Raw genomic sequence first — 23,224 nt, 5'->3', positions numbered from 1 at the left:
AACTAATTTAACAGAAATTCTGCAATTACAGGATAATGATCCGATAATCTTACAGAATTATCCACTTTATAGCTTAAAGGAATAATTGATTTTGAACTGAAGATATAATCGATTCTCAACGGAACCTTATAATCATGAAAACTTGAAGAACTTCCGTTTCCCGCCGCTAAGAAAGCATCCTGAAGATCTTTTCCCAGATTATAATATTCATAAGAATTGGGAACAGAGTTGAAATCTCCCGCCAGAATTACAGGATAGGGTGAAAGATCCACCGCTTTTCTTATTTTTTTGATCTGGTCTTCGTGTGCTTTAAAAGTAGGAATCATATGCAAGAGCAGGGTATTGATTTTTCCGCCTTCCTTTTTCAGCCCATCGAACTGAAGCATCGATTTATGCAGTCTGAAAGGTTCAAGATAAACATTCACAATCCGAACGATTTTGCCATTGATATCTACATCTGCATAGAAAGAATTTCCACGCGATTTATCGGTTATTAATTCTTCCTGTCTTACAATTTTATGTTTGGTTTTTAAAATAACCGAAGGATATTTCACCAGATCCTGTCTCAAGGCACGGTTGGTATCTTTTTCCTGAACCAGAATGATATCTGCATTCTGATCCTGAATATATTTTTTCACTTTATCCCAGCCAAAATCGCCGTATTTTACATTAAACGTAATGACTTTTATATCTCTTATCGATTTCTGACTTTCTGCTTTAGGCGTAAAATTGATCCATCTTCGGATAGGATTATAAAATAAAAATGTTCCCAAAACAAACGCAATGGCAATTTTTTCTTTTCTGAAAATCCAGATCAGTGTAAAAATAATATGTAATGAAATAAGATAGGGAAACCCCAGAGAAAGAAGATTCAGATTTCCGAACAGATTAGGCGGAATCCATGCGTTCCCCAATGTACACAGGAGTAAAACACCAACAATAATATGGAAAAACAACAATACTTGACGCGGCTTCATGAAAACAGTCTAAGGGATATAGAGCTTTTCAGCAAAAATCCTACCACACGAGAAAAATTAACGGTTTTTATGATTTAATTACTGAGCTTAAATGTCGATACAACAGGATAATGGTCTGATAATTTTGCAGAACGGTCGACCTTATAGCTCAAAGCTTTAATAGATTTTGAAGTAAAAATGTAATCGATCCTGATCGGGAATTTGTAATCATGGAAACTGGTTGCGCTTCCGCTTCCGGCTTTCATAAAAGCATCTTCAAGATCTTTTGACAATTCATAATATTCATACGAGTTAGGAACTGCATTAAAATCTCCAGCCACAATAACCGGATAAGGAGAACTTTCAATGCTTTCTCTTATCGGAACAATCTGCTCCTGATGTATTTTAAAGGTAGGAATCAGTTTTCTTACGATATCTTTCAGTTTCTGCTCATCTTCTTCACTGTCGCCGTTCAGTTTTACCATGCTTTTATCAAATCTGAAAGGCTGCAGATACACATTGATGATCCGGTAGGTTTTTCCATTGATCTCAATATCTGTCTGGGTTGCATTGCCGTTTTCATATTCGCCATCAAGCAAATTTTTCTCAGCAATGACTTTATGTTTTGTAAAAACGCTTGTAAGGAGGGTTTTGCTGCTTTGCTTCAGATCTTTAAAATCGTATTTTTTATTAACCATCTCCTGAAACAGAACAACATCCGCATCCTGACTGTTGATGAAATTTTCGATATTTTCTTTTCCTAAAACACCGTTTTTAACGTTGAAAGTGACAATTTTTAAATCTGCTTTTTCATTTTTTGGCTGAGAAAAATTAATCCAGCGCAAAACAGGATTGAAAAACAGCAGTCCCGCGAAAAAAAAGACAAAAGCTCTTTTCTTCCAACTGATGATCCAGAAAATAGTAAGCAGAATATAAGCAATAATCAATAAAGGAAAACCTAAAGAAAGCAAATTCAGCCAAGGAAATATTTTTGGTGAAACATAGGCATTCATTAACATTCCGGATAATAAAAGAAATATTCCGGTATGAAGGATGAGAAAAATAAGGCGAAGGATTTTCATAAATCCTAGTGAGGATTAAATCTATTTAAATGTTTTCTCCAAATTTTTGCCAAAATAAACCCAACTAAAGCGCCTCCTACATGAGCAAAATGAGCGGTTCCACTATCTAAACCATTATATCCTAAATAAAGAGAAAGAGCTACACTAAAAATTAAGAAATATTTTGCTTTTATAGGAAAAGGAATAAACAAAATTCCTATTCTGGCATTGGGAAAAATCGTTGCAAAAGCTGCAACCACACCAAAAACAGCTCCAGAAGCTCCCATTAAAGGACTTGATATTATTCTGACGATATTACTTATTAAAAGCTTTTGATTTTCAATTGAGTCAGCAGATCCTTTCAGTTGAAAATCTGTTCCTGAAAAATAATCATAAATATTAACACCCAAATCTTCTAATTGTCTTGCAAACATTTCAACCTGTACAAATTCCCATAAATTGAATAAAACGTAAGCGCCAATCCCACTCAAAAAATAAAGTATCAAAAACCTTTTACCACCTAAAATATTTTCTAAAAAAGCAAAATTATACAACACAAACATATTAAAAAAGATATGCATTATCCCTTCACCTCCAGAAAGTGGCGAGTGCATAAACATAGATGTGATAATTTGCCAGGATTTAAAAAAAGGAGAAAAAGGATAATATGCAGATAAAGTGTAGTATAACTCTGGCTTATTCAAAACATACAAGAAAAAATTAGTAATTATATAAACTACAATATTTATGATTATAATGTTTTTCGTAATTGGCGGCAAATTATTAAACATAGTTTCTAAAATTTGTTTTTAAAATCATTAAACGGAACTTCGTAGAAACATCTTTTTCCGTTGGGTAAAAATTCAGGGAAGCCTAAAGCGGTAAAATCCTTGATAAGCTGTTCCGCATCTTTTTTGTATATGAAATCGAATCTTGATTTCGACTGAAGCTTACTCCACTGGTTCTGATAATACTGCATAAATTCTTCCTCAGACTTATACTCCAGAATTTCAAAAAGGTTTTCAAGAAACTTCATAACCAGCGTTTCTTTCAGTCCTTCCGGAACCGCATCTATTCTCAACACACTTTCGTGGGCAATGCTCATTTCAAAACCAAGCTCCGGAAGATATTTTTTAATGGAATTGTATTTCGCCTTTTCAATCTCATTCATATGATATTCGAGAGAAAAAAGCAGAGCATGACCGTTGGTTGTTCCTTTTTTTACAGGTTTTGTATTTTCAGAAACCACGAGTCTGTGCATTCTTCCCAAATCGAGCATTAAAGTTTCATCCCCTTTGTTGAACAGCCAGTATCCGTTCGGTAACCTCATCAGATCTTCATCAAAATCTTCATCTTCAAACAGATTGATCTTTGAAGGTTCTGCGGTAAGATTCTGATGGTACATTTCTGTAAGATTCTGAATTTCCGCCTGTGCAACTTCACGTTCTTCAATAAAAGGATTGTAGTCTTTATCTACGATGATTTCCGGCATTTTCAGCGTTGTTCCGCCTCCACTGTTTCCTTTACTCGGGAACGTTTTGTGCATAATTTCATCAAAGTGAGGATCTTTTTCGAAATCCAGACTTGGAGAAACGTTATAAATTCCCAGAGAACGTTTGATGGTGGAACGCAACAGAGCAAAGATCAGATGTTCGTCTTCAAATTTTACTTCTGTTTTCTGCGGATGGATATTAACGTCTATTTTTTCAGGATCAATATCTAAGAAAAGGAAAAACGTAGGCACATAACCCGGCAACAACAATCCTTCAAAAGCTTCCTGAACGGCTTTATTGAAATACGGACTTTTAAAATACCTTCCGTTGACAAACAGAAACTGTTCTCCTCTTGTTTTTTTCGCTCCTTCCGGCTTGGCAACATACCCGTGAAGCTTACACCAGATAATATCTTCTTTGATGGGAATAAGCTGCGGCTGCAGTTTTCTTCCGAAAACATCCACAATACGCTGCATCTGACTTCCTTTTCTCAGCCTGAAAATCGGCTCATCATCATGAAACAGGGAAAACTCAAGCGTTTCGTGCGCTAAAGCAACTCTTTGAAATTCATCGATAACATGTCGGAATTCTACGTTGTTGTTTTTCAGGAATTTTCTTCTTGCCGGAACGTTATAAAATAAGTTTTTAACCAGAAAATTAGAACCTTCCGCCGTCTGAACGGGATCCTGAAACTGGAAAACCCCTCCTTCGATGTAAATATTTGTTCCGATGGTAGCGTCTTTCTGTTTGGTTTTCAATTCCACCTGAGAAACGGCTGCAATCGAAGCCAGCGCTTCGCCGCGAAAACCTTTGGTAGAGATTTTAAAAATATCTTCCGTTCCGCGGATTTTTGATGTGGCATGTCTTTCGAAAGCCATTCTCGCATCTGTTTCAGACATTCCTTTTCCGTCGTCTACAACCTGAATCAGATTTTTTCCGGCATCCCGGATAATCAACTCAATTTTTGTGGCATCTGCATCAATGGCGTTTTCCAAAAGTTCTTTCACAATGGAAGCCGGTCTCTGCACTACTTCTCCTGCCGCAATTTGGTTGGCTACATGATCGGGTAAAAGCTGAATAATATCTGACATAAAAAACGTAAATCAACTTACAAAAATAGTCATTCAAAATAAGAATTAAAACTATAAACTTCTGAATTAAAATTAATTTATCAACATATCAACATTCTAGCCATGCTTCAGATTCAGACAAAATGTCTCGTTATCGGGGTTTTCCTAAAAACACAATCCCCCAATTGCGTTATACAATTAGAGGATTGATTCACAGCTAGTTTACACAAAATTAATACTGATATTTATATCTCTTATTTAACATTGTCTGTTTATTCAGGTCCGTTTTACGAAAAGTATTCAAAATGTTATCAAGAATTTTGATCTTTTACAGTAAACTTTTACCCTTTTCATTCATCAAACACAAGCTTCCTTTTCTTGTCTCTTTTCTGTTCTTTAATCACCGGAATTCCGTGGATTTTATCATAAAAATATGCCATCAGATTCGGTTTCTTATAAATTTTGCTGTACCGATATTTCGTATTGAAATGTCTGATATGAATTTTGTACGCATCATAACCAATCACCACCAGCAAACACAGACTGATTACATAAAACACTCTGAATTCAAGATAATAATAGGTTAACCCTGAAAAAACCGCACCCAGAACATAGGAAATCATGATACTCATCAGCAGTTTTGCTCTTCCGACCAGTTCGCCGTTCTTTCTGAATTTTTTCTGCGTAAACATGGAGAATAAAATCCCAAGATCGGTAGTGGTACCGGTAAGGTGGGTAGTTTTTACCGAGAAATTAGAAATACTTGCCGTTAAACCATTCTGCAGACCCGTTGCAAAAAGCATTAGAGCGACCAGATATTCCGTTTCTTCCAGCGTTTTCCGGTAATAAAACTGTCCGTAGATTCCCACAAACAATAAACACGCGATCTCAAGAACCAATGGCATTGCATGGGCGAAATATTTACTTTTCTGATTGAATGTGATGACAATAAAATTCGACACAAATCCCCCGAAAAAGAACAGGAAGATCCACATTCCCACCACCGCAACCTGTGACCAGTTTGCCTTGCTGATTTCTGCCGCAAGAATAGCATAATGTCCCGTTACATTGGAGGTAAAAGAGAGAAATATCAATAGGGAAGCAATGTTTATAGTACCTGCCGTAAAGGCAGTCAGCGTTCCTAATCTGATGTTGTCTCCCAACGTTCTGCTGTTACTATAATTCCTTAGCATTTTTCAAAATTTTTAAAGTTCTTTGGTGTTAAGCTTCTACAAAGATCTCCGCCAGTCTTCCTTTTTCCGGAAGGCTTTTGCGAACTTCAACCGAAATTTCCTGAGATTTCAGGTCTTTACATTTTTTGATGTAAGGAATAAGATCGAACTTACCGTTTCCTCTGCTTTTAATAGAAGGAGAATAGTAAGCTTCTTCAATATTTTCCGCTTTCACATAATTATTGAATGTTCTCTGGAAACTTCCGGTGAAAATATCGCACACAATTTTATTGATAAGGTGAGGATATTTATTCCTGATAATTTCATACGCATCGCAGAATTCCTGCGGTCTGATTTTATTGAAAATGGTACTTTTCGTATTAAAAAGAAGATCTCTGATGGAATCTCCCATATCATACCCCGAAACCAAAAGAATGTTATGTTGATTCTGGTCTTCCGAAGCGTCTTTTTCTCTCATTACTTTTTTCAGAATGTTCAAAGATTCAAGAGAATAATCGGTGGCTATTAAAATCGTCTTGTTCATATTAATGAGATTTAGGTTTGTATTTATCTTTTTTGATAATACAAAACTAAAACGACCAAATTAGAACATCTTTGGAACGGAATTAAAATGTGATTAAAGAGATTAAAATACGATTAGAATCTGTTAAAAAGAATTAACAGTTTAAAAAATTAACGATGATTATATTAGATGTCTTTTCCGTCTGTCTGCATACTGTAGAAATTCGGGAAACGCAACTGAACGGTCGTTCCCTGATTTTCGTGCGAGCTTACGATTAGTTCTCCACGATGTATTCTCACGATATTTCTTGCCAATGGAAGTCCGATTCCGTAGCCTTCATAATTTTTGGTATTGGAAGCTCTGAAGAAAGGATCGTAAATTTTATTCATTTCCTGTCCGGGAATTCCGATGCCGCTGTCTTTTACAATAATGTAGACATCCGAATCCGTAGCTCCTAAAGAGACTTTAACCTGCTGAAAATTAGAATATTTACAGCCATTCTGAATAATATTGGCAACCGCAAGATGCAGCAACTGTTCATTGCCCTGAACTTTCAGTTTTTTAGGATTGTCGGGCAACATACTGATATCGAGATAGATATTATTTCTGGAATCTATTCTTCGGAGGGTTTCAATGACATCCCAAAGCAACTGATCGATCCGTACTTTATCCATTTTCTGGATTTTGCCGTCAAATCCGGTCTGTGCGATCATCAACAGAGCCTTGATTTTTTTGTCTAATTTTTCGGCTTCATTCAGAATGATTCCTAAAGTTTCTTTATACTCTTCATTGGTTCTGGAAATAGAAAGTGCCACATCTGCTTCACCCATAATCGACGTTAACGGTGTTCTCAGTTCATGGGAAACATTTCCGATCAGGTGATTCTGGGTTTCAAAAGAGGTTTCAATGCGGTTCAGCATTCCGTTGAAAGTGTCGATGAGTTCGTTCAGTTCTTTATTATCAGGTTGCGGTTCCAGACGCAAATGCAGATTTTCGGAACTGATTTCCTTTACTTTTCCGGTAATTTTAAGGATGGGCTTAAATAACGTTTTCGATAAATAAAAAGAAAAAATCATACTGAAGAACAGCGAAAGAACGATGCAGGTAATCAGGGTTCTCTTTAAAAACCCGAGATAATAAACCACATAATGATTTTTGGCGGATGCGATGGCAATATAATTTTTATCATCATGCTTAAAAGTCTGTCCGATGTAGTAAAACTCTTTATCGTTAAAATTCGCCTCGCCTTTTTTCACAATGCTTTTAAAAAAATAGTCCGGAATATGAACCTCATCCGAAATTTTCTTAAAATTTGAATCTGCCGGAATTGCAAAAACATAATCCCGCTCCATCGGAAGCTCTTCATCGTTTAATCCGTTCAGAATGTAATTTTCCGGAAGATCCAGATTATCTTTGCCTTTTTCGATCTGAATAATGGTGGTGGTACGGATTTTCAGCAGTTCATAAAATCTCTGATGCGAAAAGTTGACAATTGAAAAATACACCAATCCACTGAACAGCAATATGATGGCGGTAAAAACCAACATCAGAAGCACCATCGTTTTGGTCTGATTTGTGACAACTTTATTAAACATTTTTAAGATTTTTTCAGAACATAACCCATTCCTATTACGGTATGAATCAGCTTATTATCTTCCTGATTATCAAGCTTCTTACGCAAGTAATTTACATACACATCCACTACATTGGTTCCCAGTTCATAATTCACGCCCCAAACCGCTTCTAAAACTTCTGTTCGTGAAATTACTTTTTCAGGATTGTTTAAAAAGTACAAAAGCAGCTTGTATTCTGTGGAAGTAAGTGAAATTTCTTCGCCCGCACGCGTCACTTTTTTGGTATAATCATTTAAAACCAAATCTGAAAACTGATACATATATTCATTATCTTCTTCATCTTCAACACTTTCATGCTGATTTCCGCTATTGCTCCTTCTCAGTAAAGATTTGATCCTTGCAACAAGTTCTATGAATTTAAACGGCTTTACGAGATAATCGTCTCCTCCGCTTTCCAAGCCCAAAACAATGTTCTCGGAAGTTCCCAAAGCGGTTAAGAAGAGAATCGGAACATTCTGATTGGTTTTGCGGATTTCTTTGCAGACATCCAACCCATTCATTTCCGGCAGCATAATATCGAGGATCACCAGATCAAAATCATTCGACTGCACCAATTGTACTCCGGTTTTACCGTCAAAAGCCACAGAAACTTCATATCCGCTTTCCTGCAGCCCTTTTTTGATAAAGGACACTACACTGGTTTCATCTTCGATAAGGATTATTCTTTTCATTTGAAATTTGGAATTAGACAAAAATAGGGAAAAGATGGGACATGAATAAAGGAGGAAATTTAAAAATAAAAAATCCTCCTTTATCAAATTCTTAAAAAATATTATGCTCTATTATTTTCTGTTAATCATCATTCTTGAAGCCAGAATATGTTCGCAGGGTCCCTGTCTCAATCCGTTTGCCCTGTAAAAACCGCACTGGCAGTTTCCGTCGGTCAGTCGCTGGTCTTTATCAATAAAAGCTTCCGCCTGATAGGTTACATAGCTTTCCTGAATGGTTCCCTGAATTTTAAGAATATCATTTTCAGCGCTGTAATTTATTTTTACTTTATCTTCTGCGATCAGTTGGTTAGCTCTTTCTTCCTGCGGACTGGAGAACCGCAACTGTTTCATATCCAAAGGCTCCTGAGTGAGCTCACGAACCCTGTATAAGCCGAGATTAAGATCATAAATCACTCTTCCTGCCTGTGTATAAGATGTCAGTGAAGAAGAAATTGTTGCCGTATCGAGATTTAATTTTTTTGAAAGTTCGGCGGGAGTTCCAAACCAGGTTTCTTTTAATGTATTAAAAACTTTTTCCTGAGTAAGCAGATCCACATTTCCTCTGGGAGCCATAAGATCAAAATTTCCGGCTCTGCTCCAGTCATTTGTCGTCCATCCTGAAAGTCCCAGAGTGAAAGCAATGTCTCCCAAATCTGCAATATAAAACGAGGGCAATCCGTTTCCTAATAAGACCACTCTGAAATTTTTAGCAATCGGGATTAGTCTTTCCAGAATCAGCAATCTTCTTCTTCCCCAAATCCTGATGGTTTTACTTTCTGATCCCGTATAAACCGAACGGTGAAATGTTAGAGTTTCGTACCACGGTTCGAAAACCGCCTGAACAGGTTTTCCGGGTTCAAGGATAAAACGCAATGCTCTCGGTCCTTTTTTTTCTTTAAATCTTCTTAAAAACTGACAGATACTGAAAATATCCATCGGATGAAGATCAAAAATCGTCGCGGGTAAAGTCATGGCTGAACTTACCTGTAAAAATCCTCTGACCCAGGAATCCGGCAAATCTATCTTCTCTTCTTTGTACATCTCTTCATTGGTGGTAAGTGCCTCAAAACCTGAAGGATCAATTTTAAATTCCGTATCCTTATAATCTCTTATTTTTTGGAATTCATTATAAAGCGCAGCCGAGTAATCTATATTTGTAGTTCCGCATTTAAACTCGCGGATCTCTGTGAAAACATTATAGCTGCTGCTTAATTTTCCGTAAGTGGATTCGTCCTGGCTGAAACATTCAAAGAAAACTTCATCGGGATGAACCGTGATGACAGGATCCAGAACAAACCAAGCATCTTTATCTTTTTGGTACAGATAATCAAAATAAGCTTTTTTGGCTGTATTGAAAGGTCCTAAAACCCTGTTCTTTTCTTTATATACCAAATCCAGTTCTCCTCTTACCTCTGCCATTCTCTTCCGGATCTCTTCCACCTGAAATTCAGCCATATAATCACTCAGCCAGAGCTTTTCCTGCTCGGTAACCCATTCTTTGTATTCTGCCCTGTCTTTCGGTTTAAAACGAAGATCAGAAACCACCACATCATGCAGTGCAGAGATGGCTTCCCGAAAAGGGATCTTTTTATTCAGCTTTCCTACAAAAAATGTGGGATCTCTCTGCAGATCCGGCGAAAAACTCATTTGTGTGCTCGTTGCGGAATTGGTAACGGCAGTATCTTTATGAAATTTATAATCGAATAACATGGCTTAAGAAATTAATTGAAGATGAACATTAAGCTGAGGATAAATCATTTTCAGTTCGGAAATGATGTCAATACATTTTGCTTTATCCTGAACAGCACTGGTTGCCGACAAATCGTCCAGAATTTTGCTTACGATTTCGGCAGATTCCTTATTCTTTCGCCCTTCTTTTTCCAGAAAATCCAAAATCCTGTTTTTGGCTGTACGGGATTTATTAACCCTTGAAAGCACAGATCGGAAGTAAAACTCCAACTCTTTAAGCTTTTCCGGTTTATCACTTGCATATTCTTGAAGATAAGAGGTTACAAAAAGCTGCATATTCTGGCTTGGATGCTGACTGAGTTTTGTAAGGTACTCCAATCCGTGTTCTTTTCTGAAAAATTTCATGATAAGGTTTTTACCAAAATTTTCCACATCAGAACGTACAGAATCTGCAATTCCTACCAAGCAGTCTGTATCCCAGTCTTCGTCTGTAAATTCAGTGCTGAAGAAATGAAAGGCAAATTCGCGGCTGTCGTCCCACTTTGCATCCAAAATGCCAAGCGCATGATTACGGTCGGATTTTATTCTTTCAACATTCTTTTTATAAAAATTCCAAGCCCATTGTCTTACGGCTAAAAATTCATGATTGGCAAGAGCAATGACTTGTTTTAAGGTGAATTTAGTATTGTCTTCTACCTTTTTAAGAAGTTCGAAGCTAAAAAGCTGATTTTTCACGCTGTCTGCAAACAGTAATCTGAGAATCCATTTTACCGGAATTTCATTAATATATATTGATGCTGTTTTTTCCAGATACTCTCTAAACAACTGATGAGAATTTTCAAATCTCTGTTCTTTCATCAGAAGATCAAACAGCTTTTCAAAAGTCTGCATCTGAGCTTCAGACTGAGAATCCAGTCGGTCGTTTTGTGAAAAAATACATTCCACAACTTCTTTATATTCAGAAGAAAGCAGGGGGAGAATTCCCTGCCAGTTTCTTGTGATTTCTTCTTTCGGATACTGTTCTAAAAGACTGATCCCGTTTTGTCTGATGGATTCGTTGGTGTTATTCTGCAAGAGCTCAATAATTGAAACAGGAATTTCCGTTACAGAATATTTTTCAGACTTCGAAAGTAGGATTTCACTTGCCAAAAACCTGTTGTTGTTTAGAGGAGAAGTCAATAACTGGGCAACAATTTCCCAACTGATCTCGGAAAAATTATCCAAAGTGGTTATTTTAAGCTTTTTCGTTGCAGATTCCGCGACAGCATTATTGTTATCGCTATTTTCCATAGAAAGCAGCTCTATAATTACTTTTCCAAGCAGTGTTTTCTGCCTTTCTTCGGATAAAGATGCACTCTGAAGCAGATTATTGATAAATTCATTAGATTCTTTTCGTGAATTCATGATTAAATGCATCATAAAATCTGTGGAAGCCAGAAAATATCCTGTATTATTATCGATTGCTGTTTTTGCCCAATTTCTTGCTTCTTCGGTCTCGCACACCAACAGTTTTGCGACAAAACTTTCGTTTCTTTTCAGCTCCTCCTGTTTTTCAGATAGCACTTCAAGTCCTAACTTCTGAGGATATTCAGAGGATTTATTAAGCAGCGAGACCATCATTTCAGGATCTATTTTTTGCAGCAAATCTCTGTATTTAGAGTGAACAGAAACGTTTTCGTATGCAAATTTCATTACCAGATCCATTTTTGCCTGCATCAGAAGCTGCAGGTAAGCTTCGGGCATTTCATCCCAAAATTCAGGATAAAGCTCCAGTCTTTCCTGGTTTTCCTCAGATTTTATAACAGATTCTTCCTGTTTTTGAGGAGAAGGTGTCGGCTTTTCTTTATTTGAGCCAAAAATATTTTTAAATGTATTGATTATCTGATGTAAAGATCCCGATTGTTTGTTATCTGAAGCAGTTTCAGATGTTGCTGAATTTTCCTGCTCCACTTTGTTGATTTTATTTGCCTGATAATAGTATTCTGTACTCCAGAATTGTTCTTTTTTTATGTAGAATTCAAGATTTGAATCCATTTTGCGATTCTTATCTCTTCCGAAAAGTATGATTGTAAGAAGTGGAGAACGGTAACATTCCGGAGATTCTACAACGGTATAATAATATCTTCGTTCCTTCCAATTATAAGTTCCATAATGACTTAAAGGGCTTTTGCGAGCCGGAATATAACTGTCATCGGTATATTGGATAAGCGCATTAACAGCAAATCTCAGATATTCTTTTCCTTTGTTCTGCTCTCCCAGTTCTTTTAAATAATAAAAACTGTTTTTCTGAAAATAAAGCTTGGTGAAATTTGAAAATGCAATTCTGCTTTCTTCTCCGGAAAGCTCTTTTCTTACATTCACAGAAGTTCCGATCTGGTAAAAGTACTGGTTCTGATTCCATGCTTCTTTATCCAGACTGGCTGTTCTTTTGAACATCGGAGATTTTTTTTCAAATAAATAGGAAAGCATTCCTAAAATCTGGGCATCATCCCGAAAACGGGCTAATTTGTAAATTGCACGAATATTTCTGAAATACGGTGACGCGAAAGGAATTTTCCATATTATTTCTTCCATCATCCGAACCAAAGAAGGATACGCTTTTGATAAAAGATAAAGATAAACCAACTCGTCCGTTTTCTCTTTCTTCTTAAATTTCCCGAAATAATACTGTTTTAAACCATCATAATTTCCCTGATCAATAAAATCTTTTATTTCAGAGGGCAGACTCTCCAGTAATTCTGAAACAATTTTTTCCAAGCCGGAAGTGTCACTTATTGCTAAAAGCGCATCAAAAGCAACATTTCTGATGTACTTTTTGTGTCTGGAACTGCGCGCAATACTGTAAAGAAGTTCCGAAGCCTGAGTAATTTTTAAGGTTCTGATGGCAAAAACAGCAGCATACAATTGCATTTCACTGCCTTTTGTTGCCAGTTTTAATATATAAGGAACGGCTTCGTTGATTTTCATCTGAGCAGCTTTCCAGATAACCCGGGAAGTTTTCCATTCGGTTTTAAAAGAATTAATTCCTTGTGTCGCATCTTCCAGACGTTTTAAAATAACACCTTCTGCGGAATTCATATTCAGTGCATCCAATGAAGGAAGCTCTACAAAAACTTCGATTTCAGACTGATAGCCTTTATTTCTTTTTTCTTTTTCGAGCTGGTCAAAAATATTTTCTGCTTTTTCTCTGGAAACAAAAGTGGGCGTTTTGCTGCCTTCCTTTAATGCAGCACCGCGTCTTCCGTAACGGAAATTGACGATGAATGCATCGGGATTTACTTCACAAAGGTCTATTTCGTAAACTTTATCTGATTTTCCTTCGTGGAAAAAAAGTTTGGTCTGTTTAATGATTTTCATCTATCTTATAAATTAAGATGTTGATATTTATGTGTTTGGCTCAGATTAGAAGATATTCCACCAATCTGTTTTTTCCTCTTTTGATGTAACTCCATCTTGTTCCGGTTCTAAAACTTCAGCCAGTTCTATAACTTCCGGGATCACTTTTTGGGTTTCAACAAAAGGAATCCCGTGTTTTGCTACAATTGTTTTTAATTTTTCTTTAAAAACTGATGCTTTGGCGGGATTTACCATATTAACGAAATTAATATATCCTTCAATAGCATTGATAAGATGATACGCTTTCCCCCACGTTTGGTTTTGCCATCCATTGATTTCAATATTATGCAGAAGAGCCCTGAATTTTCTAAGCTTTGTACGTTCTACATTCAGCTTTTCATTAACTACAATTCCTGTTACTTTTTGCTGATACTTATTTCTCATTACATGAAGCTTATCCGGATGAATTGTAAAATTTTCATCTTCAATAATCTGTTTTACAAAGTACAAAAGCTTATTAATATTCTGTTCTGAATCCTGATCAGCAGAAAAGGTAAGATCGTCCGCGTAACGTGTATATGTAAATCCGAATTTTTTAGCGAGTACATCTAATCTTTTATCCAATTTGTAGGCGATAATATTACTTATGGCGGGGCTTGCAGGAGATCCTTGTGGTAGAAACCGCTCTCCTTTCTGAACAAAATACTTAACCCCATCCAGCAAAACCTCTTCCGCATGAGCCTGCGTACAGACTAATGCAAAGACAGTTGACAGCTGTTCCGAATATCCGAATTTTGAAAACAGCCCTTTTACCCTTTTATAGCATATAGAAGGAAAAAAATCCTTCAGATCAATATTAATCACAATATCTTTCCCAAGATGGGGCTGCGCATTGGTAACTATGGATTTTTTAGCTGTGAAGCCATGAACAACATCACCTACCGGTATTTTATTTAAAATATTTTCTAAAATCCATTGCTGAAATAATTTCAAATTTGTTTTGGGAGCAGATATTTTTCTTTTTCCTCCCGATTTTTTTGAAATTTCAAACGTATGATAATGCGATTTTTGAGAAACGTTTCTGTTAAAAGCAAGATATCTGATCTGAGAAAGACTAAATCCCGACTTATGACTAAAATCTAATATATTTTCGAAAACAGGAAGTGAAAACTGATGCAGTTTTTCTGTATGAGACTGCATTTGATGAAGCCCTTTGGAAACATTTTCACCCAGATAGATAATCTGCTCCTGCTGTAATTCTTTCCAGCGATCAGATTTTTCCTGACGTTTTTTTTCGTTTTTCTGCTTGGTTACTTCCCTTTTAGCTTTTGCTTCCTGCATCCGCTTTTTACGCATTTCGCGAAGCATAGCTTCCTGATTGCCATATTTTCGGTCTTTCGCAAGTAGTTCCTGCAGTTCTTTTTGTAAAACGACCTCTTTTTGGATAAGCTGCTCAGGCAAGGAGGGCGTAGAAGTTTCCTGCCAGAACCCAAGCCTTTTCATTTCTTCTAAAATATAGCTGTCTTTGGAAGAAGCTTTTATACGGTCATAAATTTGTTGCCTGCTCAAGTTTTGTGACATGGTTGTGTTTTTTATAAATAAAAAGCCCTATCGTTTATAGGGCTTGTTTGGATAAACCTTCGTATTTTCCAAGGACTATATCTATCAACTCCCAGAAAATGGTACTAGTGGGTACCTTTATTTTCCCGGAAAATGAACTGAAAAGGTACCCACTAGTACCATTTTCCCCATTAAAGATAGTATGTAGTGCCGTAAGCTAAGCAATTTTACAGTGATGACGAAACATCATCATTTCTTAAAAAAAGAAAAGCAAGGATCTATCTTTTTCAAATATATTAAAAATTACAGTTTCACCAAATTTTATCTGCAAAATTTTATTTTCCCTAGAAATCTTTGATTGCATTTTAAGCGTAATGAAATAAAAAATTGAAGAATAGCAAGTTATTTTTTAGAAAATGAAAAATAATTTTCAGAATCACAGAAAATCAATTTCATGTATTATTTAAAGTTTTAAGAATAAAACTGATAAAAAATAAAAACCCTCCGTAAAATTAATTACAGAGGGTTTTAGTACCCCAGGCGGGACTTGAACCCGCACGCCAAAAGAGGCACAGGATTTTAAGTCCTATTGCTTTTGGTTTAATTTGGTCTATTATACCCTAAAATGGGGAGTTTCCCGCATTTTAGCTATTCATTATAGACCAAGATAAACCAAGTTATACCGCCATTTGTTGTACCTATGTTGTACCCATATTTTTGGAAATTCCTCGAATTTTCCGCAGGGTTCATTTGCCTTTCCTCCTTTTTATAGCTAACTTAGCTTTGCTAAACGACAAGTGAGCTATGCTGCAAACATAGGCATTTTTTTGATTTTTTAATAATACTGATTAATATTTTAATCTGATTTAAAATTTCTTTGGAGCATTCTTCAAATTTTATAATTCCTATATATTCTTTGTTTCTTCAAAGTTCTTGAATGCTTTTTTTGCAGGTGGGTTACTTCTAATTTTTTATTTTATATGTCATCTATTACTGCTATTTTAAGAAAGAAACCCAATAAACAGGGGCAATATCCTATCTACATCAGGATTACCAAAGAACGAAAATCTTCCTTTGTTGCTCTTGGTTATTATATTGAGAAAGAACATTGGGACGAGAAAAACAAAAAAGTACGAAAGTCTCACCCTAACGCAGTGCGTCTTAATAATCTTATTACGAAAAGAATTACAGAAGCTGGAGGAAAACTGATTGAGATGGACGCTTCGGATAAGAATGTTTCGGTAAAAGCAATCCGAAAAAGGATCATCAATAAAGGAAACGACTTCTTCACTATTGCTGAAGATTATCTAAAAAATTTGGAAAGATTGGAAAAATATAATCAGTTATCTGCTGAGAAACCAAGAGTAGCACATTTTAAAGAATTTTTAAAGTGTAAAAAATTTCCGATTGAGCAGATCGACGTTCCTCTGCTTAAGGGCTTTCAATCGTATCTAAAAGCAGAAAGAGAAATTTGTGACCGGACTATTGTGAATCATTTGATTGTTATCAGAACGATTTACAACTCAGCGATCAAAGAAGGAATCATTGATAATAAGAACTATCCTTTTGGTAAAGATAAGATTCAAATAAAGTTTCCTGAGTCCATTAAAATTGGCTTAACTCAAGAAGAGGTGTTGGCAATTGAACAATTGGAATTAGATCCTAGCTCTAAGGAATGGCATACACGGAATGTATGGCTGCTGAGTTTTTATCTTGCTGGAATAAGAGTTGCAGATGTTTTGGAAATGAAATGGAAAGATGTTCAGGACGGAAGATTGCGATACCAAATGAATAAGAACCAAAAAGTGGTTTCTTTAAAGATTCCCGATAAGGTTTTGACTATTCTTTCGTATTATGAACCTTATAAGTCTCTTAATGACGGCCATGTCTTCCCTGAACTGAAAGGAGTTGATGAAAAAGATTCTAAAGCGGTGTTGGCTGTCATCAGAAATGCCAATAAAACGCTGAACAAATATTTGAAACGGATTGCAAAGCTGGCAAAAATTAACAAAAATATTACGATGCATATCTCAAGACATACGTTTGGAAATATTTCAGGTGATAAAATTTCTGTACAGATGCTTCAGAAGTTATACCGACACTCCTCTATTACAACCACAGTAAATTATCAGGCCAACTTTATAAGCAAGGATGTTGATGATGCGTTGGATGCGGTGATTGATTTTTAGAGAGTTAAAATTTTAAAATGTTCAAATTAAACACTAACTACACTCAAAAAGCAAGGTTAGTTTTTATGCTTCTTTACAAAATTTTAGAAGGAAAATAAGGGAAGTTGAATACTCGGGAACTATTACATATTAAAATCGACACTATCTCTCTTTATTTAAATATTATGGATTCATATGTCCATTGTCTACATTAACAGTCACATTTTCAATATTTTTTTTTACTAGCTCATAGGTTTCATCCAAAATATTATCTTCTGTAAACTTTGAATACTTTTTCAAAACACCTTTACTAAAGGTAACATTCTTCCTAAAGAAAACGATATCTAACGCATACAATATTTCATTTGGAAAAGAAATATTATCCTTTGAAATTTCTAATTCAATATATTTAGAGTACTTATCATGGATAATCTTATATCTATAAAGTGTATATTTATCATAATTTTTGGTTTCAATTAATTTTAATTCTAAATCCTTATAATCTTTCTTCTGACGTTTTTTATCATGAAATTGTTTTGATGAACTATCGCTGTAACTATAATAATTTAAGTCTGATAATTTCTTAATTTCCGAATTACTTTTATTTTGAAGAAAAACATATGGAATTTCATCACTGAATTGATAAACACGTGTACTTTTATCTGCATGGCAATTAGGTGCAAAATAAATACAACTATTACCATTTGTATAGAACGCAATATCACAACTGTCATGTGCCGTTATTTTCTTGGACATAAAATAATGCATCCGATATGAATCCCATTTGTAACGGTAATGGGTATTAAAATGCCAAGAAATTTTTTTCTTTTCCTTTATAGTTTTTTGAATATTTGGGTTTAAACCTTCTGCTTTAAAAGTTTTTTCGTATACAGTATCCTTCTCTTGGGCACATATCAGATTAAAACAAATTGTAAGCAAGACTAGTAAATACTTTTTCATATTCATAATTGACTAATTTTTGGATAGTTTTACTTGAAACAAAAGTTCAATTTCATTGTAGAACCCTATTTCATGCATCCTTTCTTCACAAATATAAAATAAAAATACGGCAACTTTTCAATTGCCGTTAAGATTATAAATCATCAATAGAACTTACTTCTAAAAATTCCTCTAAAGTATTGTTGTAAAAAATTGGCTCCATTTCATCATGACGGAAAAGATAGATATGTCCATTTTTACTACCACTTCCTACATAAATACATACTATGTGACCAACTCCTGTATTGGCAAAAGGCAAATATTCTTTTGGTATATGTTGCTCGGTTATTTGTAAACTATCAATAGTATCTTCTATTTTAACTTTTCCATACTTAATACTATTAATTTCATAATAACCGTCTCCTATTACACCTCCATTATACTTTAAATACAATTTTTTAAGGTTTTCAGGCATTGTAAAATTGAATTGACTTTCAATTTGTTGAATATCTGCTAGTGTAATGCTATTTTCAGCATCTGTAATTTCTGTTTTCATATTTTTAAGGTCTTGATAAATATTTAAAATTTAAAAATTCTTCTAACACTTTCACTCCTCCATAATGAGGAAGAGATGCAACGTGTATTTCTGAATCAACCAACTGTACAGTACAAGTTCCAGTTATTGGGTCATAATCGTCTAAATGATGCCAAGTATAGCCTGTAGGCTTTTTCTTCAAACCTGCTAACTTGTTTGCCAATTTAAAATCACTCCCGTCAACTCCTGTCAATTTTATTTTAACAATATTTTTTTGTTTTCCGGTAGTCTGATACAAATATCGTGTTCCTTCAAAATCTACACTAAGTCCTTTCTTAGATCTTTTTAATGTAATACCCAGTTCCTTAAGCTTTTTCTTTTCAGGATTAAATCGTTTAGACCCATTTTTGAGGTCATTTACAACACTTTCCATCCTTCTAAGACTGGCTTCAGCACTTAGTCTATTTTTAGGAACTTTAATTTCAATATCCAGTTCCTTAATTGCATCATCTATCTTTGTAACATCTGCCAACTCATCTAAATGATCGTCCAATGTTTTGCCTACCTTCTTTGCTTCCTTTTCAAGATTTTCAATGTATTTTTCTAAATCTTTTTCAGGAATGCCTTCTGCAATTTTTACATCATTCCTTAGAATAGAGCATACTTTTTCGCCGTCTTTTAGCTCTGTAGCAAATTTAAGGCATTTTTTCATATTTCCCATATCATTTGCATTTAAGAGATTGGACACATACTAAATACACCTTTCTCCAGCTTGGTAGGCTGCAACCCCAGCTTTTCTAGGTACTCCCGCATTTTTGGACTAAAGAACTCTTCGTAAATATCTTTCACAAAGTTTTTCACTTTCTCACCAAGACTGAAGATATCCTCCATCCAGCGACCCAGTTGTTCAAACAGAGCTTTTGATCCTTCTTTCAGCTTTTTGATGATGAAGCGGATAAATTCCAATCCCATTACCATAACATCTCCCGTAGTTTTTACTACTTTCCCGATGGATTCTACCAAATTACGCAACGGATTTTTCATAAAATCGGCTACTCCTTCTACTAGCTTTACTACGTCTGCAACACCGCCTGTAAGGAGCGTTTCCACCACAATATCAATAATCAGTCCCACGATATACCCAAAATAGTAAAATACTTCTTCTATGGTAAAATCAATGTTAGAAGACTTTTCTTTAATCCATAGATACAATTTATAAGCAAGCTTTGCCTGAAAAGTGATGGACTGAAACAAGAAATCGACTACGTCAAATTTTCTGATTCCTTCTACCACACCCTCTACGATTTCTAGAAAATATTCCGCATAAAGCATAGGGTCACTTTTTATTTTTTCAACTAATCCTTTTGCTCTAAAGAAAAAGCCAATAATGCTGAAAATTCCAGCTACTACATCTACCAGACTGTTATAAATCCCACATAAATAAGCATTTGCTGAAGTAAAACTCCTGTAGATAATAGTTTGCAATCTTGGTATGGAGTCCTTAAGAAGTTTTTTGAGATCATCAACTTTATCAAAAAATGCAATAAGCTCACTACTCACCACGTTATAAATAGATTTTGGAAGATAAGGTTTAGCTCCTGCTACTATTCTTAGTATTGGTTTTTTCTTATCATCCAACAAATCAAAAAGTCCATTAATAGCTTTACTTACTACCTTTTGTCCATCATCATAATTTTTCGGAGGACTTGTAGAAGCTTTATGTTCATAGAAGGGTTTCATTTCATTCCACATTGCTTGAGGAATAAGCACAGGATTAAACTCTCCTTTTTTGGGATTCGGATTCCACCCGGTTTCTTCTACTTTGATACTTTCTATAGCTTTTGTTACTGTTTCTCCGAAAAAATTTGCCGCCCCATCATACAGCATCTCTGTAAATTTATCTCCAAAAAAATCAAAAACATCGGTAATAGGAGCTTTCACAATTTTGAGCAACCATGTCCAAAATGTTTTTTTATTGGCAATGACCCCTTTTTCTAAAAGCTCCTTCATATCAGTTGGTGAAATAGTAACGCTATGCTTTCTTACAAAATTCAGAATATCTGCAAAAGGAACTTTAGAAGGATCCGTCAAATCCTGTCCTGCTCTTATGTGCATCACGGTATGAAGATTGTAATCATCATCCACCTCTAAAAATAAAACAATTGTTTTACCTTCTGGTTCGGTAAGTTCCTGAAATCTTTCTAAAAGAAATATTCCGTCTTTACTTACAAAAAGCTTTACTTTAATATCTCCGAAAATTTCGGTAAAGCTTTGATATACTACTACCTCTTCCAATACTTCTTCTTTTATAGGATCGGTTTCGTCCGTATAAACTTCATAATTCCCTGATTTGATAACAGGCTTACCTCCAAAAAATTGATCTGCCATTTCTTGGGTGGAATACTGCTTAAATGCAAATCCATTGTTTGGCTGAGAAATTCCTAATTCCTTCCATTTTGCTTTTGAAATAGTATCAAATGAAGGTCTTTCATTCTCTATATATGTCCCCATTCTTTTTATTTTTAGTTGTTAGAGATTCTAATTCGTTGGTAGGAAATAGTTCTTTGGTGGCCATATTTTCGATAAATTTTTTGGTTTGGCTTTCATCCAACACCAAAAGATCCAGATGATACTCTTCATCTAACAGAACCCTTGCATTTTTCAATTTGCATTGTGCTTGTACCAATATGTCCCAGTCTTTTCCTTCCAGTTCCTTCCAGCGTTCCAAAGGAAGCCTTCCTCTGCTTCCGAAAAGTAAAATCTTTTCTACAGCAGTTATCTCGTTAATCTTGTCTTTAAGACGCGTGAGGATATAAGGCAGCACTTTATCGTGCTGCCAAATAGACTCGGTTTTTACCCGGCTCATTTCTAAAAATTTTAAAGATTCAGATTACACCAAGAATTTACTCAAAGGAACTTTGTCCATATATTCAGCGGAAGGGATGACTTGTCCGTCTTTATCCAAAATTCTTTCGTAGCCGTATTTGTTGTACTCAGGAGAGGCAATCTTCAGATATTTATTTTCCAGATCCACAGAGAATTTTAATAATTCGTGTTCATCATCTGTTCCCGGTTTACGGAATGAGAACGTTTTAATTTTACTCACATTGATTTTGAAAGTAATCCCGTTGTTTCCGGTAGAACGCGCTTCCACTCCTTCAATTTGGGAAATTTCATCTGCCAATGTTTTAATAATTATTTCCGGTGATTGGGTGCCTGACCAAGAGGCATCTCTGTCAATATCAATTACATTTCCTAAGCATTCATACTTTCTTGGGAACAGCCCGTTCATTTGTTGGATTGTATCAAAACCGTTATTCAATCCTCCCTGAAAACTAATTTCCATCCATTTATCTCCGGATTGCCCGATTTGATTTTGGTTCAATTCAAAATTTGTAGCACACATTTCGCCCAGATTATCATCAAACTTCACTCCCGGCTCACAATTGCATGGCAATGCTTTTTCTACTCTCAAGCCGATAGAATCTGCCTGAAGAATGGTAAGCGATGTCGGAATTCTTTCTCTCCACGGTTCTCCTTCTTTGGTTGCTTTCGGAGATCTCATTTCATCCACGATGGATAAGAATAAAGGATCATCAATTACAGGAACTTCTCCTCCGTTCCAGATTTGTCCTGTCGCAAGGAAGTGTCTTACCGCTTCTTCGAAGCCCGGACGTACCGTCACAATAACTCTTGCCATACCGGACTGCATAAACGCTCTGAAAACAGGATCATTATCATCAAACTGATACAGGTCTGCCCAGGATTTTCTTTCGCCCCAGTAGTAAGGATAGAAATAGTAACTCATGATTTCCCATTCGAATGCCTGCTCCATGAATTTTGCAAAGGCAGCGTACTGATCGAGCTTTCCGTCTACTTTGATATCTGTATTCAGGAAGGTTTCATCTCCGGAAGAATAGCCGTTGTTGTAATACTTCCCTCTACCGAATGTAAGATCTACGTTAGGATTCTGCTCCAGCATATAAGAAATACAGTTTCTTCTTAAAATGGTATTTTCTATTTTTCTGTAGAACCCAGGATTAGAACCCTTAATTTCTACACCCATTGCTTTTGCATCTGCCAAAGCCTGTTCATATTTAGCTAATTCAGTTTGGTAAGCCTCAATAATTTTATTGAAGGTTTTTTGCAGCCAAGCGTTTTTAGCTTCTTGAGTAAGCACTACATCCGCAACTAAAGAACCACTAATCCCTCTGATATCCCAAAATAAAGAAGAAATAGTAATGGCTTTTTCAACATTATTTAATGGCATGTTAACATTCCCACCTGTTTCTACTCCGCAAATATAGACATGACTTACCGGGTTCATGCGTGTTCCTGCTCCAACCCCAACGTTTACAGCTCCTGTAACTTTTGTAGC

Annotated in this window: 17 protein-coding genes and 1 pseudogene; 1 reads left to right on the top strand and 17 read right to left on the bottom strand. The window is 35.6% G+C overall.

Features of this window, described 5'->3' with window-relative positions; all coding sequences use genetic code 11:
- Positions 1-2: 2 nt before the first annotated feature.
- The 11 genes from DD829_RS20610 to DD829_RS20560 form a co-directional block, all read right to left on the bottom strand.
- The gene (locus DD829_RS20610) at positions 3-977 is read right to left on the bottom strand and encodes an endonuclease/exonuclease/phosphatase family protein (RefSeq protein WP_108410052.1); all 975 of its coding nucleotides are present in this window, start codon (positions 975-977) and stop codon (positions 3-5) included.
- A gap of 74 nt (positions 978-1,051) precedes the next feature.
- On the bottom strand, positions 1,052-2,038 hold the full coding sequence (locus DD829_RS20605) for an endonuclease/exonuclease/phosphatase family protein (RefSeq protein ID WP_108410053.1): 987 nt from the start codon (positions 2,036-2,038) through the stop codon (positions 1,052-1,054).
- 5 nt (positions 2,039-2,043) lie between these two features.
- Positions 2,044-2,808, bottom strand: a complete 765-nt coding sequence (locus DD829_RS20600; protein WP_108410054.1) for a rhomboid family intramembrane serine protease — start codon at positions 2,806-2,808, stop codon at positions 2,044-2,046.
- 5 nt (positions 2,809-2,813) lie between these two features.
- Entirely contained in the window at positions 2,814-4,601 is a 1,788-nt protein-coding gene (gene mutL, locus DD829_RS20595; protein ID WP_108410055.1) for a DNA mismatch repair endonuclease MutL, read from the bottom strand.
- A gap of 329 nt (positions 4,602-4,930) precedes the next feature.
- Positions 4,931-5,773, bottom strand: coding sequence for a YoaK family protein (locus DD829_RS20590; protein ID WP_076391144.1), 843 nt, complete (start codon positions 5,771-5,773; stop codon positions 4,931-4,933).
- Positions 5,774-5,801: 28 nt separating this feature from the next.
- Entirely contained in the window at positions 5,802-6,296 is a 495-nt protein-coding gene (locus DD829_RS20585; protein WP_108410056.1) for a hypothetical protein, read from the bottom strand.
- Positions 6,297-6,460: 164 nt separating this feature from the next.
- Positions 6,461-7,870: a sensor histidine kinase gene (locus DD829_RS20580; RefSeq protein WP_108410057.1), complete on the bottom strand. Its 1,410-nt coding sequence runs from the start codon at positions 7,868-7,870 to the stop codon at positions 6,461-6,463.
- Positions 7,871-7,872: 2 nt separating this feature from the next.
- Positions 7,873-8,580 (bottom strand): response regulator transcription factor, encoded by a 708-nt coding sequence (locus DD829_RS20575; RefSeq protein WP_108410058.1) that lies wholly within the window; start codon positions 8,578-8,580, stop codon positions 7,873-7,875.
- Between the two features lie 111 nt (positions 8,581-8,691).
- Positions 8,692-10,329 carry a hypothetical protein gene (locus tag DD829_RS20570; protein ID WP_108410059.1) on the bottom strand — a complete coding sequence of 546 codons (1,638 nt, stop codon included), beginning with the start codon at positions 10,327-10,329 and terminating at the stop codon, positions 8,692-8,694.
- Between the two features lie 3 nt (positions 10,330-10,332).
- Positions 10,333-13,665 carry a WGR domain-containing protein gene (locus DD829_RS20565; protein ID WP_108410060.1) on the bottom strand — a complete coding sequence of 1,111 codons (3,333 nt, stop codon included), beginning with the start codon at positions 13,663-13,665 and terminating at the stop codon, positions 10,333-10,335.
- A gap of 45 nt (positions 13,666-13,710) precedes the next feature.
- The gene (locus DD829_RS20560) at positions 13,711-15,225 is read right to left on the bottom strand and encodes a retron St85 family RNA-directed DNA polymerase (RefSeq protein ID WP_108410061.1); all 1,515 of its coding nucleotides are present in this window, start codon (positions 15,223-15,225) and stop codon (positions 13,711-13,713) included.
- Positions 15,226-16,184: 959 nt separating this feature from the next.
- Here DD829_RS20560 and DD829_RS20555 point away from each other — a divergent pair.
- Positions 16,185-17,393 (top strand): site-specific integrase, encoded by a 1,209-nt coding sequence (locus DD829_RS20555; protein WP_116548115.1) that lies wholly within the window; start codon positions 16,185-16,187, stop codon positions 17,391-17,393.
- A gap of 162 nt (positions 17,394-17,555) precedes the next feature.
- Here DD829_RS20555 and DD829_RS20550 read toward each other — a convergent pair whose 3' ends face one another.
- The 6 genes and pseudogenes from DD829_RS20550 to DD829_RS23960 form a co-directional block, all read right to left on the bottom strand.
- Positions 17,556-18,338 carry a hypothetical protein gene (locus DD829_RS20550; protein WP_116548114.1) on the bottom strand — a complete coding sequence of 261 codons (783 nt, stop codon included), beginning with the start codon at positions 18,336-18,338 and terminating at the stop codon, positions 17,556-17,558.
- A gap of 127 nt (positions 18,339-18,465) precedes the next feature.
- The gene (locus DD829_RS20545) at positions 18,466-18,867 is read right to left on the bottom strand and encodes an SMI1/KNR4 family protein (protein WP_108408730.1); all 402 of its coding nucleotides are present in this window, start codon (positions 18,865-18,867) and stop codon (positions 18,466-18,468) included.
- A 4-nt stretch (positions 18,868-18,871) separates the two neighbouring features.
- Entirely contained in the window at positions 18,872-19,567 is a 696-nt protein-coding gene (locus tag DD829_RS20540) for an HNH endonuclease (protein WP_123906950.1), read from the bottom strand.
- An 11-nt stretch (positions 19,568-19,578) separates the two neighbouring features.
- Positions 19,579-21,357, bottom strand: a complete 1,779-nt coding sequence (locus DD829_RS20535) for a hypothetical protein (RefSeq protein ID WP_108408728.1) — start codon at positions 21,355-21,357, stop codon at positions 19,579-19,581.
- The gene (locus tag DD829_RS20530) at positions 21,335-21,712 is read right to left on the bottom strand and encodes a hypothetical protein (protein WP_108408727.1); all 378 of its coding nucleotides are present in this window, start codon (positions 21,710-21,712) and stop codon (positions 21,335-21,337) included. Before DD829_RS20530 ends, DD829_RS20535 begins: the two co-directional genes overlap by 23 nt.
- A gap of 24 nt (positions 21,713-21,736) precedes the next feature.
- Positions 21,737-23,224 (bottom strand): annotated as a pseudogene (locus DD829_RS23960) (hypothetical protein); the annotation flags it as partial.

This window comes from Chryseobacterium sp. HMWF035, from assembly GCF_003094695.1.
In the GTDB taxonomy this organism is placed as follows: domain Bacteria; phylum Bacteroidota; class Bacteroidia; order Flavobacteriales; family Weeksellaceae; genus Chryseobacterium; species Chryseobacterium gambrini.
Note: the sequence above shows the minus strand (reverse complement) of the source record. Positions and strands in the feature narration are given on the sequence as shown.